Origin of the sequence: Methylobacterium goesingense (assembly GCF_022179225.1) — a bacterium.
Classification (GTDB): domain Bacteria; phylum Pseudomonadota; class Alphaproteobacteria; order Rhizobiales; family Beijerinckiaceae; genus Methylobacterium; species Methylobacterium goesingense.
Genome location: NZ_BPQL01000004.1, coordinates 19820 through 31871, shown reverse-complemented (window position 1 = coordinate 31871; position 12052 = coordinate 19820). Strand labels below are relative to the sequence as shown.

General features: G+C 71.3%; 13 protein-coding genes. 2 read left to right on the top strand and 11 right to left on the bottom strand.

What is annotated here, in order from left to right; translation table 11 throughout:
- Positions 1-5: 5 nt before the first annotated feature.
- On the bottom strand, positions 6-530 hold the full coding sequence (locus MFF30_RS00450) for an Lrp/AsnC family transcriptional regulator (protein WP_238275134.1): 525 nt from the start codon (positions 528-530) through the stop codon (positions 6-8).
- 106 nt (positions 531-636) lie between these two features.
- On the opposite strand from MFF30_RS00450, the gene MFF30_RS00445 reads away from it, so the two are divergent.
- Positions 637-3030, top strand: coding sequence for a thiamine pyrophosphate-binding protein (locus MFF30_RS00445; RefSeq protein ID WP_238275132.1), 2394 nt, complete (start codon positions 637-639; stop codon positions 3028-3030).
- A gap of 16 nt (positions 3031-3046) precedes the next feature.
- Here the strand turns inward: MFF30_RS00445 and MFF30_RS00440 are convergent, their stop codons facing one another.
- The 8 genes from MFF30_RS00440 to MFF30_RS00405 all read right to left on the bottom strand — a co-directional run bounded on the left by MFF30_RS00440 (position 3047) and on the right by MFF30_RS00405 (position 9301).
- Positions 3047-4438 carry an L-serine ammonia-lyase gene (locus MFF30_RS00440; RefSeq protein WP_238275129.1) on the bottom strand — a complete coding sequence of 464 codons (1392 nt, stop codon included), beginning with the start codon at positions 4436-4438 and terminating at the stop codon, positions 3047-3049.
- A 168-nt stretch (positions 4439-4606) separates the two neighbouring features.
- Positions 4607-5089, bottom strand: coding sequence for a VOC family protein (locus tag MFF30_RS00435; RefSeq protein WP_238275121.1), 483 nt, complete (start codon positions 5087-5089; stop codon positions 4607-4609).
- A 43-nt stretch (positions 5090-5132) separates the two neighbouring features.
- Positions 5133-5597 carry an SRPBCC family protein gene (locus tag MFF30_RS00430; RefSeq protein ID WP_238275119.1) on the bottom strand — a complete coding sequence of 155 codons (465 nt, stop codon included), beginning with the start codon at positions 5595-5597 and terminating at the stop codon, positions 5133-5135.
- Between the two features lie 85 nt (positions 5598-5682).
- Entirely contained in the window at positions 5683-6099 is a 417-nt protein-coding gene (locus tag MFF30_RS00425; protein WP_238275117.1) for a VOC family protein, read from the bottom strand.
- A gap of 49 nt (positions 6100-6148) precedes the next feature.
- Complete coding sequence (locus MFF30_RS00420; RefSeq protein ID WP_238275115.1) at positions 6149-7459, bottom strand: RNA polymerase sigma factor; 1311 nt, start codon at positions 7457-7459, stop codon at positions 6149-6151.
- Positions 7460-7462: 3 nt separating this feature from the next.
- Complete coding sequence (locus MFF30_RS00415) at positions 7463-7855, bottom strand: YciI family protein (RefSeq protein WP_238275113.1); 393 nt, start codon at positions 7853-7855, stop codon at positions 7463-7465.
- A gap of 105 nt (positions 7856-7960) precedes the next feature.
- Positions 7961-8860: a GGDEF domain-containing response regulator gene (locus MFF30_RS00410; protein ID WP_238275111.1), complete on the bottom strand. Its 900-nt coding sequence runs from the start codon at positions 8858-8860 to the stop codon at positions 7961-7963.
- Between the two features lie 195 nt (positions 8861-9055).
- Positions 9056-9301: a hypothetical protein gene (locus MFF30_RS00405; protein ID WP_238275099.1), complete on the bottom strand. Its 246-nt coding sequence runs from the start codon at positions 9299-9301 to the stop codon at positions 9056-9058.
- A gap of 145 nt (positions 9302-9446) precedes the next feature.
- Between MFF30_RS00405 and MFF30_RS00400 the strand changes: the two genes are divergently transcribed.
- Positions 9447-9722, top strand: a complete 276-nt coding sequence (locus MFF30_RS00400; RefSeq protein ID WP_238275097.1) for a hypothetical protein — start codon at positions 9447-9449, stop codon at positions 9720-9722.
- Between the two features lie 56 nt (positions 9723-9778).
- On the opposite strand, the gene MFF30_RS00395 is transcribed toward MFF30_RS00400, so the two are convergent.
- On the bottom strand, positions 9779-11344 hold the full coding sequence (locus MFF30_RS00395) for an ABC transporter ATP-binding protein (protein WP_238275094.1): 1566 nt from the start codon (positions 11342-11344) through the stop codon (positions 9779-9781).
- Positions 11341-12051, bottom strand: coding sequence for a biuret amidohydrolase (biuH, locus tag MFF30_RS00390; protein ID WP_238275084.1), 711 nt, complete (start codon positions 12049-12051; stop codon positions 11341-11343). Before biuH ends, MFF30_RS00395 begins: the two co-directional genes overlap by 4 nt.
- Position 12052: the final 1 nt, after the last annotated feature.

Genomic DNA, 12052 nt, shown 5'->3' with positions numbered 1-12052 from the left:
ATCCCTCACGGGTCGCGCCCGGTCCTCGGGGTGGGCAAGGCCCTCGGGATGGGCAAGGCGCTCGGGATGGGCAAGGCGCTCGCGCGCTTGACCTGGCCGAGGGCGAAGCTCGACTCGATCGAGGCGACGCCGTCGAGGCGCGTGAGCTTGTCCTTGAGGAAGCGCTCGTAGGCCTCGAGGTCCTCCACAACGATGCGCAGCAGGTAGTCGCGCTGCCCCGTCATCAGGTAGCAGTCGACCACCTCCGGCCAGCGGGCCACGGCCACCGCGAAGCGGTCGAGTTCCTCCTCGCGCTGGCGTTCGAGCTTCACCGAAGCGAACACGCTGACCGGCAGCCCCACCGCGACCTGATCCACCACCGCCACGTAGGCCTTGATCACGCCGGCCGCCTCCAGGAGCCGGACGCGCCGCGCGCAGGGCGAGGCGGACAGCCCGACCCGCTCGGCGAGTTGCTGCACCGTCAGGCGGGCATCCTCCTGGAGCGCCACGAGGATGCGGCGGTCGATGGCATCGAGGTCGGGTCTTGGCACGAAGCCCTCGCGGTGGCGGCCCAGGCGATCAATCTGAGCCACGAGAGCCGTGTGCGGCAAGGGATTTTGGCCACTTTCACCCCCGAACCTCGGCTAACTTTTCCTCATGAGCGATCCGCGACTGCCCTATCTCGCCGCCCTGGCCGCCAAGAGCCTCTGGCTCTCGACCTGGACGATCCACAACGCCAACCACCTGCGCGCCTCCGCCGACGGGCTGAAGGTGGGCGGGCACCAGGCCTCCTCGGCCTCGCTTTGCGCGATCATGACGGCGCTCTACGGCGCGGTGCTGCGGCCCGAGGACCGGGTCGCGGTGAAGCCCCATGCGAGCCCGATCTTCCATGCCCTGCAATACCTGTTCGGCCACCAGACCCGGGAGAAGCTGGAGAATTTCCGCGGCTTCGGCGGCGCCCAGTCCTATCCCTCGCGCACGAAGGACGTGGACGACGTCGACTTCTCCACGGGCTCGGTCGGCCTCGGCGTGGCGCAGACGCTCTTCGCATCGCTGACCCAGGACTACGTGCGCGCCAAGGGCTGGGGCGCCGACCGGCCCGAGGGCAAGATGGTGGCGCTCATCGGCGACGCCGAGATGGACGAGGGCAACATCTTCGAGGCCCTGCTGGAGGGCTGGAAGCACGGCCTGCGCAACACCTGGTGGATCGTCGATTACAACCGTCAGAGCCTCGATGCGGTGGTGCGCGAGGGATTGTGGGCGAAGTTCGAGGCGATGTTCGCCAACTTCGGCTGGGACGTGGTCGTGCTGCGCCACGGCACGCTCCAGCAGGCCGCCTTCGCGGAGCCGGGCGGCGCGCGCCTGAAGGACTGGATCGAGGCCTGTCCGAACCAGACCTACTCGGCCCTGGCCTTCCAGGGCGGCGCGGCCTGGCGCCGGCGCCTGACCGAGGAACTCGGCGACCAGGGCGCGGTCTCGGCCCTGATCGACCGGCGCTCGGACGCCGAACTCGCAGCCCTGATGGGCAATCTCGGCGGCCACGACCTACCCATGCTGCTGGAGGCCTTCGAGGCCGCCCGCGCCCATGACCGTCCGGTCTGCTTCATCGCCTACACGATCAAGGGCCACGGCCTGCCGCTCGCCGGCCACAAGGACAACCACGCCGGCCTGCTGACCCCGACCCAGGTCGCGGGCTTCCAGGCCGAGATGGGAATTCGGCCGGGCCACGAATGGGAGCCCTTCGAAGGTCTCGACGTGGAGCCCGACGCCATGCGGCGCTTCCTCGCCGAAGTGCCCTTCGTGCAGCGCGGCCGCCGCCGCTACGAGGCGCCGGTCGTTCCCGTGCCCGAACGCCTGGTGGCGCCGAAGCAGGCCACGCTCTCGACGCAGGCCGGGTTCGGCCTCCTCATGCACGAGATCGCCAAGACCGACTCGGCCTTCGCCGCGCGCATCGTCACCACCTCCCCCGACGTCACGGTCTCGACCAATCTCGGCGCCTGGGTGAACCGGCGCGGCCTCTTCGCTAGGCAAGCGATGGCCGACCTCTTCCGCAAGGAGCGCATCCCCTCGACCTTCAACTGGACCTTCGCGCCCTCCGGCCAGCACCTCGAGCTCGGCATCGCCGAATCGAACCTGTTCACCGCCCTTTCGGCGCTGGGCCTGTCGCATTCGATCTTCGGCGAGCGCCTGCTGCCGGTGGGCACCCTCTACGATCCCTTCATCGAGCGCGGTCTCGATGCCCTGAACTACGCCTGCTACCAGGATGCGCGCTTCCTCCTTGTGGCGACGCCGGCGGGCGTCACCCTCGCGCCCGAGGGGGGCGCCCACCAGTCGATCAAGACGCCGCTGATCGGCATGGGCCAGGACGGGCTCTCGGCCTTCGAGCCCGCCTTCGTGGACGAGCTCGCGGTGCTGCTGCGCTTCGCCTTCGCACACATGCAGCGCTCCGGCCCGGCCGAACCGGACCCGGTGACCTGCCTGCCCGATGCGGCCGGCGGCTCGGCCTATTTCCGGCTCTCGACCCGCAGCCTGGAGCAGCCGGCCCGGGAGATCGGTCCGGAACTGGCCGCCGACATGGTGGCGGGCGCCTACTGGCTGCGCCGGCCCGGCCCGAACGCCGAGGTGGTCGTTGCCTACCAGGGCGCCATCGCCCCCGAGGCGATCGCCGCCACGGGGCTGATGGCCGAGGACCGGCGCGACGTCGGCCTCCTCGCCGTCACCTCCGCCGACCGGCTCCAGGCCGGCTGGACCGCCGCCCAGACCCTGCGCGAACGGGGAGCGCCGGAGGCGTCGAGCCACATCGAGCGCCTGCTCGCCGACGTGCCGACCCATTGCGGTCTCGTCACCGTCCTCGACGGCCATCCTGCCACCCTCGGCTGGCTCGGATCGGTGCGGGGCCACAGGACCCGGGCGCTCGGCGTCTCGCAGTTCGGCCAGACCGGCACGATCGCGGACCTGCACCGGCATTTCGGCATCGACGCGCGCGGCATCGCCACGGCGGCCCAGGCCATCGCCCCGGGCCGGCAGATCCGGCACCTCCGGCTGGCCTGAGACCGGGCCGGATTGCTCAGCACTCCGGCAGGTTCACCGCCAGCCCGGCCAGGCTGGTCTCCTTGTACTTGTGGCTCATCTCCTCGCCGGTCTGACGCATCGCCGCGATGCAGTTGTCGAGCGGCATGAAGTGCGAGCCGTCGCCGCGCAGGGCCAGGGAGGCCGCCGCCACCGCCTTGGTGGCGCCGATGCCGTTGCGCTCGATGCAGGGCACCTGCACGAGGCCGGCGACGGGGTCGCAGGTCATGCCGAGATGGTGCTCCAGGGCGATCTCGGCCGCGTTCTCGACCTGGGCCGGGGTTCCGCCGAGCACGGCGCAGAGCCCGGCCGCCGCCATGGCGCTGGCCGAGCCGACCTCCCCCTGGCAGCCGGCCTCGGCACCCGAAATGGAGGCGTTGTGCTTGATCAGCCCGCCGATGGCGGCTGCGGTGAGGAGGAAATCGGGAACCCGAGCCGGATCGGCGCCGACACAATGGTCGAGGTAGTACCGGATCACGGCCGGGACGACGCCGGCCGCTCCGTTGGTCGGCGCGGTCACGACCTTGCCGCCGGCCGCGTTTTCCTCGTTGACCGCCATGGCGTAGACGCTGAGCCAGTCCGAGACCGCGTGCGGCTGGGCCGTGTTCGAGCCGCGCTCGCTGACGAGCTGGTCGCGGATGTGCTTGGCTCGGCGCTTGACCCGAAGCCCCCCGGGCAACTCGCCCTCGTGCGCGAGGCCGCGCTCGATGCAGCCGTTCATGACGCCCCAGATGCGGGCGAGGCCCTGGTCGAACTCCGCCTCCGAGCGATCGACCACCTCGTTGGCGCGCTTCATGGCGGCGATCGACAAACCGCTCTCGCGGGCCATGCGCAGCATGGTGACCGCGGTGTCGAAGGGGTAGGGCCAGAGCCGCGGATCGGCCCCTTCCGAGGGCGGCGGTTCGGCGGCCGCGCGCTGGGCCGCCGTGACGATGAAGCCGCCGCCGATCGAGTAATAGGTCTCCGACAGGACGGGGACGCGCTCCGCGTCGAGGGCCGTCACGACGAGGCCGTTGGCGTGCCCCGGCAGCGCCGGGCCGAAATCGAACACGATTCCGGTCATCGGGTCGAAGGCCAGCTCCGGCAGGCCGGGGGGAGCGAGGCGCTTGCGGACGCGCAGCTCCGCCAGGCCGCCCTCGGCCGCGTCCATCTCGACGTCGGCGGGCCGGAAGCCCAGGAGGCCGAGGGCCACCGCCCGGTCGGTCGCGTGACCCTTGCCCGTGAAGGCGAGGGAGCCATGCAGGCTCACCCGGATCGCGGCGGCGGCATCCCTGTCCGGATGGGCGCGCAGGAGGTCCAGGAAGTCGGCCGCCGCCGTCATCGGCCCCATCGTGTGGGACGAGGAGGGACCGATGCCCGGCTTGAACACATCGAACACGCTGAGGAACATCGGTGGGTCCGCTTCGGCAGCGCCGCCCCGGCCGAAGGGGCGGCCCGTGCCAGTCTTCCAAGAGGGGCTTGGCGCCGGAGCAGGGTTCCGGCCGCCAGGGGGTCGTAGCACATCCGATGTGCACCCGCCGGCCCATGGAAGAAACGCGCCAGATCCGTCCCGGCGCAGTCAGGACGTGCCGGCGGCCGCGCGTTCCAGGGCGGCGACGTCGAGCCGGACCATGGTCTGCATGGCCGCAAAGACGCGGTCGGCCACGGCGGGGTCCGGATCGGCGAGGAGGCGGGGCAAGATCGTGGGCACGACCTGCCAGGGCACGCCCCAGCGGTCACGCAGCCAGCCGCACTGGATTTCCGAGCCGCCGTTCGCGACCAGCCCGTCCCAGAGCCGGTCGACTTCGGCCTGATCCGCGCAGGCGACCGAAATCGAGGCGGCCGTGCCGTAATCGGCCGGCCTGCCGCCGTTGAGGGCCTGGAAGCTCTGACCGCCGAGGACGAACGTCATCATGATGACATCGCCGGGCTCTCCCCCGGGCCAGGGGCCGGGGGCCCGCTGGACATGCCCGATGCGGGACTCCGGCACCAGGGAGACGTAGAGGCTGACCGCCGCCTCCGCGTCCCGCTCGAACCACAGGCAGGTGCTGACCTTCGACATGGCGTTGCTCCCTCGTGGGTTGGGTCGATTAGGGTCCGCGCCGCTAAAGGCCGGCGGCGAGCTCAGCGAGCTGGTCGGCGCAGCGGCCCCAGCCGTCATGGAAACCCATGGCCTCGTGCGCCGCGCAATCCTCCTGCGACCAGTGCAGGACGCGCGCGGTGTAGCGGGTGGCGCCGGCCTCCGGCTCGAAGGTGACGATGCCGGTGAAGAATGGCTTGGCCGACGGCTCCCAGGCCCGGACATAGGCGTCCGTGAAGACGATGCGGGCGTTCTCGACGAGTTCGAGATAGACGCCCTGGCTCGGGAATTCGGTCCCGTCCGGGCCCCGCATGACGATGCGGGTGGCGCCGCCAACCCGGAGGTCCGTTTCGACCTCTGCGACCGCGAAGGGTTTCGGCGCGAACCAGCGTTTCAGGAGCTCCGGATCGGTCCAGGCCCGGTAGAGGGCGGCGGGCGATGCGGGGATGAGGCGGGTGAGGACGAGTTCGCGTCCAGTCGTGTCGGTCATGGCGGCGCTCCGCGACGGGCTTGGCGGCAAGGGCTTGGTGGCGGCAAGGGTGCTGGCGGCAACGGTGACGGAGAGTGGGACGCGCTCAGCGCTTCACCTGATTCATCGCCCAGAGGACGCCGAAGGGGTCGCGCAGCTGGCCGTAGCGGTCTCCCCAGAACATGTCGGAGGGCGGCATCAGGGCGGTGGCCCCCGCCTCGACCGCCCGCGCGTAGCGCTCGTCGATGCCCTCGACCATCAGGGTCAGGTTGAAGGCCTGGGGCGACTGCAGGGCATGCCCGTGTTCCGGGTAGGCATCGCCCAGCATCAGCGACGAACCATTCACGTACAGGTGGACATGCATGGTCCGGCCCTGCTCGTCGACCGGCATGACGGTGACGATCTCGGCCCCGAAGGCGCGGACGTAGAACTCCGCCGCCTTCATGGCGCCGTCCACCGTCAGGTAGGCGACGAGGCCGCCCTTCACGGGGGCGGGGGCATCGGGTTGATTCGTGCTGCTCATTCCGGTCCTCTCCTCTTGTTGGGCCGCGCCGCGGGTCCGCCGGGCCTCGTCACAAGGACGCGTCGGCGGGGCGATCCCCGACAGGTCGGACAACGTTTTTTTCGAGCGCCGATCCCTCCCGGCTCAGGCGGTCGAGCTGCTGGCGGATCTGCGCGGCCTCGGCCGGCGTGCCTGCCAGTGCGATGGCCCGGCCCATCGCCTCCCGCGCCTCGCCCGTGCGCCCGAGCTGCTGGAGGAACGCCCCGCGCAGGCCGTGGAAGTAGAAGTAGCCGTCCAGCGCCCCGGCCAGGGGATCGGCCAGGGCGAGCCCCGCCGCGGGCCCCTCGGCCTTCCCCACGGCGGAGGCACGGTTCAGGCTCACCACCGGCGAGGGCTGCATCCGCTCCAGCGCCTCGTACAGGCTGGCGATCCCGGCCCAGTCGGTGTCCTCGGGGCGCGCCGCGCGGGCGTGGAGGGCGGCGATGGCGGCCTGGATCTGGTAGGGGCCGGGACTCCGGTGCCGCATCGCCTTGTCGACGAGGGCGAGGCCCTCGGCGATCAGCGGCCCGCGCCAGAGGGCCCGGTCCTGATCGTCGAGGGGGACGATCCGGCCCTCCGCATCGAAGCGTGCCGGGGTGCGGGCATGCTGGAGAAGCATGAGGGCGAGGAGCCCCATCACCTCCGGTTCGGTGCCGAACAGGCGCAGCAGCAGGCGGGCGAGGCGCACCGCCTCGTCGCAGAGTTCAGCCCGCTCCGCGTGCGTCCCGGCCGAGTAGCCGGCGTTGAAGACGAGGTAGACCATCGCGGCGACGGCGGAGAGGCGCGCCGTCCGCTCGGCCGCGCCGGGTGCTTCGTAGGGCACGGCGCTGCGGGCGATGCGCGCCTTGGCGCGGGTGATGCGCTGCTCCATCGCCGCCTCGGTGACGAGGAAGGCGCGGGCGATGCGCGGGACGCTCAGACCCGAGACGATCCGCAGGGCGAGCGCGATCTGCTGCGTGGCCGGAAGCTCGGGATGGCAGCAGATGAACAGCAGGCGCAGGATGTCGTCGCGGTAGGAGCCGGCATCGATCGCCTCGGCGAGCGGCGCCTCGGCATCGCCGAGGTCGGACAGCGCCTCCTCCGGCGGCAGGGGGGCGAGGCGGGCAACGCGCCGCTTGCCGTCGAGGGTGGCGTTCCGGCCGACGAGAATCATCCAGGCGGCGACGTCCCGGGGCGGGCCGTTGCGCGGCCAGGTTCTGAGAGCCCGCAGGGTCGCGTCCTGGAACGCCTCCTCGGCGGTGTCGAGGTCGCGGAACACCCGGAGGAGCGCGGCCAGGACCTGCGGCCGCGTTGCCGTGAGAGCCGCGGCGATCCAGGCCGCGTCGGGATCGGGAGCGCTCATCGCTCAGCCCGCCCCCGTCCCTGGCGCCGCGCCCCGTGGATCGGGATTGTAGAGCAGGACGGGCCGCAATTCGTAGGCGCCGCCCGGATTGGCGGCCGCGAGGTCGCGGGCGATCGCGAGCGCCTCGTCGAGGTCGGCGACGTCGACGACGTAGAAACCGAGGAGCTGCTCCTTGGTCTCGGCGAAGGGGCCGTCGATCACCAGGGGCGGCTCGCCGGCCTTGCGCAGGGTCGTGGCGGCGGTCGTCGGCAGCAGCCGTAGGGAGGGACCGAGCTTGCCTGCCCGCGCGAGCCCCTCGTGCACGCGCGCGAGGCGGCCCATCACGGCGGCCTCCTCGTCGGCGCTCCAGGCGGTGACGACGTCCTCGTCCTTGTAGCAGAGAATGGTGTAGAGCATGGCGTCTCCTTCGCATCAGAGGACGCGCGGCGCGGCCGCCAGCCGACACCGCGTCGCGAACTTCACGCGCCGGTGCGATCCGCCGGTGATCCGCGCGGCCCGATCCTAGCTGACGCACTCCGTCCGGAGCGAGGCGGTGGTGACCGCCACGCGATCCCGCCCGCCCGCTTTGGCGGCGTACAGGGCGACGTCCGTCCGCTTGAGCAGGGTCTGGACGCTGTCGCCCGGCACCCACTCGCTGAGGCCGATGCTGACGGTGAACCGCAAGGCCGAACCCTGCTGGGGCATCGACCTGGCGGCGCACTGACTGCGGATGCGGTGCGCGACGACCGCGGCACTTCCCAGGCTGTGCCCGGGCATCAGCGCCGCGAATTCCTCGCCGCCGAGGCGGCCCGCCGTGGCGCCGGTCTCGCGCAGGACATGGGCGACGAACCGGATCACCACGTCGCCGACATCGTGGCCGTAGCGATCGTTGATGCTCTTGAAGTGATCGATGTCGATCTGGAGCACCGTCAGGGGCTGGCCCGCGCCGGCCGCGTCGAGGGCGGTCCGGGCCTGGCGCATCAGCGCGCCGCGGTTGAGCAGTTGCGTGAGGTGATCGGTGTCGGCCTGCCGGATCAGGGCGTGCTGGAGCTTGAGCACCCGCTCGGCGCTGCGCAGGCGGCCGTACAGTTCCTGGGCGCTCGGCGGCTTGGTCAGGAAATCGTCCGCCCCGCTGTCGAGGATCTCGTCGAGGGGCCGGCTGTCGCGAGCCGAAGACATCGCCAGGATGGTCAGGGGCCGCCGGTCGTCGGCCAGGGCCCGGAGCGACCAGCACAGTTCCAGCCCATCGAGCGGCTGCACCTCGAGGCTGGTGAGGACGCAGGTCACGGCGGCGTTCCCGGTCACGTAATCCAGCGCTGCGGCCGAATCCGAGAAGGCCGTGACGCTGTGGCCACCGGCGATCAGCATGTCGGAGACCGTCTTCCGGATCACCCGGCTCGGATCGACGAGGGCGACGTGCATCGCGAGCCTCCATTCGGGCTGAGGGGATGCGGACATTCAGCCACCGGAGACGTTTAGCGCGCTGCGGGCCGGTGGCGGCGGCACGGCGGCGCACCCGTGCCACAGCCGGCACAGGCGCGTGGACCATAGGCGATCGAAGTTAAGCGAGTCTTCGGGTCGGTATCGCGAGGACCAGCGCGACGGGGCCCGCCCTGCTCAGGACCGGGGCAGCCGCTTCTCGCGGGCAGCCGGTTGAAGCTTTGCCCTGGCATGGCGGACGGTGAGCGCCGTCCGGCTCGAGCCCCCGAGGCGCATGTCGCCGTAATAGTCGTTCCCGCTGGGCCCGAAGGAACCGCCACGGACCACGCCCGGCGCATCGGGAACGCCAGTGAAGAAATCCAGCGGCCCCGCGGAGGCGGCCGGGGCGCAGAGGATGAGGGCGAGGACGAGGGCGTTGCGCATGCCGGCGATCTTATGCCGATATGCTGCACGAGGCCTTAACGGCGCCGCGCGGCGAGGCGCCGACGCTCGCGAACCGGGTCATTCGCCGCAGGAACACGGCCTGACAAACTGGATTGACTGTCAATTCGACACCTCAGGATCGACCATGAAGACCCCATCCATCCTGGCGAGCGCCATCACGCTCGCCGTGCTGACGACCCTGCCGGCCGCCGCGCAGGGCCTGTTCCCCGACGAGGGGCGGCGCGGCGTCATCGTCCAGAACCAGCCGAACACCACGGGTAACAGCGGTGACCTCGTCATCTCCTACGGCGCCACCGGTGCCGATACCGTGACCACCAACTCGGCCGCGGGCGGCAATGCGAGCCGGCCCGAGCAGGCCTTCCCGAATGGCAGCGCGAATGGCGGCCCCGGGGGTCGCTGAGGCACCTGCCGCAGGACTGAAACGATCGGGCGCGAGGATCTCGCGCCCGATGGAAATCAGTGGTGCCCGGCCATGTGGCGGCCGATGGTCTGAGGGTCGGCCCGGGCGGCCTCCACCTCATGCACGATATGCCCGTCCGACATCACCACGATGCGGTCGGAGAGTTCGAGGATCTCGTCGAGGTCTTCGCTGATCAGCAGGACCGCCGCACCGCCATTGCGCGCGGCGACGATCCGCCCCCGGATCTCGGACACCGCCGAGAAATCGAGTCCGAAGCACGGGTTGGCAACGACCAGGAGATTGACCGGGCCGGTGAGTTCCCGCGCCAGGACGGCGCGCTGCACGTTGCCGCCGGACAGGGTCGCGATCGGCGCCTCGGACGACGCGGTCCGAACCCCGAAGCGGGCGATCAGCGCACCCGCCCGCCGCCGCATGGCGCCGGTGTCGAGCCAGACGGTCGGCCGGGCCGGAACGTCATCGTCCCGACGGGCGGCGCGCCGGTCGAAGGTGCGGAAGGCGAGGTTCTCGCTCACCGACATACGCGGGGCGCAGGCGTTGCGCAGGGGCTCCTCCGGGATGAAGCGCACCCGATGGTCCCGGCTCTGCGCGCGGCGCCCGTCATAGGCCTCGCCCTCAACCAGCACGCGGCCGCTCTCCGCCGGGATCTGGCCGCCCAGCACGTCCGCCAGCACCTTCTGGCCGTTGCCCGAGACGCCCGCGATGCCGACGATCTCGCCGGCGCGCACCCGCAAGCCCTCGACCGCGATCGGGCGCAGGCCCGACGCATCATTGGCACGCAGGGCCTCGATGCGCAGCACGTCGCGGGTGCCATCCGGGGTCCGGGTCCGGTCCGCCACCGTGCGTGACGCGCGCGCGCCCATCATCATGGCCGCCATCGCGTCCCGCGTCAGTTCGTCCACCCGCCCGCTCCCCGCGAGCGCGCCGCGCCGCAGGATCGCGACGGTGCGGGCGAAGGCCTCGACCTCCCGGAACTTGTGGCTGATCATCAGGACGGTGATTTCGCCCCGATCCGCCATGCCTCGCAGGAGGCCGAGTACCTCTTCGGCCTCGCCCGGCGTGAGCACGGAGGTCGGCTCGTCCAGGATGAGGAAGCGGGCCTTGAGGTAGAGTTGCTTGATGATCTCGAGCTTCTGCTTCTCGCCGGCCGCGAGTTCCGCCACAGGCCGGTCGAGGTTCAGCCGGAACGGCATCCGCTCCATGAAGGCGGCGAGCACGGCCCGCTCCGCGCGCCAGTCGATCACAGGCGGCACGTGCGGCCGGGCGATGACGAGGTTCTCGGCCCCCGTCAGCGATGGCACCAGGGTGAAGTGCTGGTAGACCATGCCGAGGCCGCGCGCCTGGGCGCCCTTCGGGTTGGTGATCGCCACCTCGCGCCCATCCACCAGCACGCTGCCGCGCGTGGGTGCATAGAAGCCCATGATGCACTTCACGAAAGTGGACTTGCCGGCGCCGTTCTCGCCCAGCAGCGCGTGGAAGCCGCCGGCCTCGATCTTCATCGAGACGTCGTCGAGGGCGGTGAAGGCGCCGAAGCGCTTCGTCATGCCGATCGTCTCGATGGCGATCGCGCCTGCGGTGGACGCCTCAGCCGACACGGACCTCATTCCATCGCCGCCAGGATCGCGTCGGCCGTCGCCACGGCGCCGAAGACGCCGCCCTGCATCGTGACCATCTTAAGGGCGGCGGCGTGGTTGCCCGGGTCGGTGGCCGCGCAGGCATCCGAGACGATGACGCATTCGAAGCCCCGATCGTTGGCCTCGCGCATCGTGGTGTGGACGCAGACATCCGTGGTGATCCCGGTCAGGATCAGGTTGCGGATGCCGCACCGCCCCAGGATCAGCTCCAGGTCGGTGGCGCAGAACGAGCCCTTGCCGGGCTTGTCGATGACGGGCTCGCCGGGCATCGGCGCCAGCTCGGGGATGATCTCCCAGCCGGGCTCGCCGCGCACCAGCACGCGCCCGCAAGGCCCCGGATCGCCGATGCCGGCCCCGATCCGGCGCGAGCGCCAGCGCTTGTTCTCGGGCAGATCCGCGAGATCGGGGCGGTGGCCCTCGCGGGTGTGGATGACGTGGTAGCCGAGGTGGCGCGCGGCCGCGAGCAGGCGCCCGATCGGCCCGATCGGCGCCCGGGTCAGGCCGATATCGTAGCCCATGGCGTCGACGTAGCCCCCGGGACCGCAGAAATCGATCTGCATGTCGATGATGACCAGCGCCGTGTTGTCGGGCCGGAGCCGCCCGTCGAAGGGCCAGGGATAGGGCTCGGCGGCGGCGTGGCGCTCGCCGCCGGCGGTGGGTAAGGGGGTAGCACTCATG

Coding starts and splice junctions, on each gene's coding strand:
- MFF30_RS00445 (WP_238275132.1), top strand. CDS start 637: ATGAGCGATCCGCGACTGCCCTATCTCGCCGCCCTGGCCGCCAAGAGC.
- MFF30_RS00440 (WP_238275129.1), bottom strand. CDS start 4,438: ATGTTCCTCAGCGTGTTCGATGTGTTCAAGCCGGGCATCGGTCCCTCC.
- MFF30_RS00435 (WP_238275121.1), bottom strand. CDS start 5,089: ATGTCGAAGGTCAGCACCTGCCTGTGGTTCGAGCGGGACGCGGAGGCG.
- MFF30_RS00430 (WP_238275119.1), bottom strand. CDS start 5,597: ATGACCGACACGACTGGACGCGAACTCGTCCTCACCCGCCTCATCCCC.
- MFF30_RS00425 (WP_238275117.1), bottom strand. CDS start 6,099: ATGAGCAGCACGAATCAACCCGATGCCCCCGCCCCCGTGAAGGGCGGC.
- MFF30_RS00420 (WP_238275115.1), bottom strand. CDS start 7,459: ATGAGCGCTCCCGATCCCGACGCGGCCTGGATCGCCGCGGCTCTCACG.
- MFF30_RS00415 (WP_238275113.1), bottom strand. CDS start 7,855: ATGCTCTACACCATTCTCTGCTACAAGGACGAGGACGTCGTCACCGCC.
- MFF30_RS00410 (WP_238275111.1), bottom strand. CDS start 8,860: ATGCACGTCGCCCTCGTCGATCCGAGCCGGGTGATCCGGAAGACGGTC.
- MFF30_RS00405 (WP_238275099.1), bottom strand. CDS start 9,301: ATGCGCAACGCCCTCGTCCTCGCCCTCATCCTCTGCGCCCCGGCCGCC.
- MFF30_RS00400 (WP_238275097.1), top strand. CDS start 9,447: ATGAAGACCCCATCCATCCTGGCGAGCGCCATCACGCTCGCCGTGCTG.
- MFF30_RS00395 (WP_238275094.1), bottom strand. CDS start 11,344: ATGAGGTCCGTGTCGGCTGAGGCGTCCACCGCAGGCGCGATCGCCATC.
- biuH (WP_238275084.1), bottom strand. CDS start 12,051: ATGAGTGCTACCCCCTTACCCACCGCCGGCGGCGAGCGCCACGCCGCC.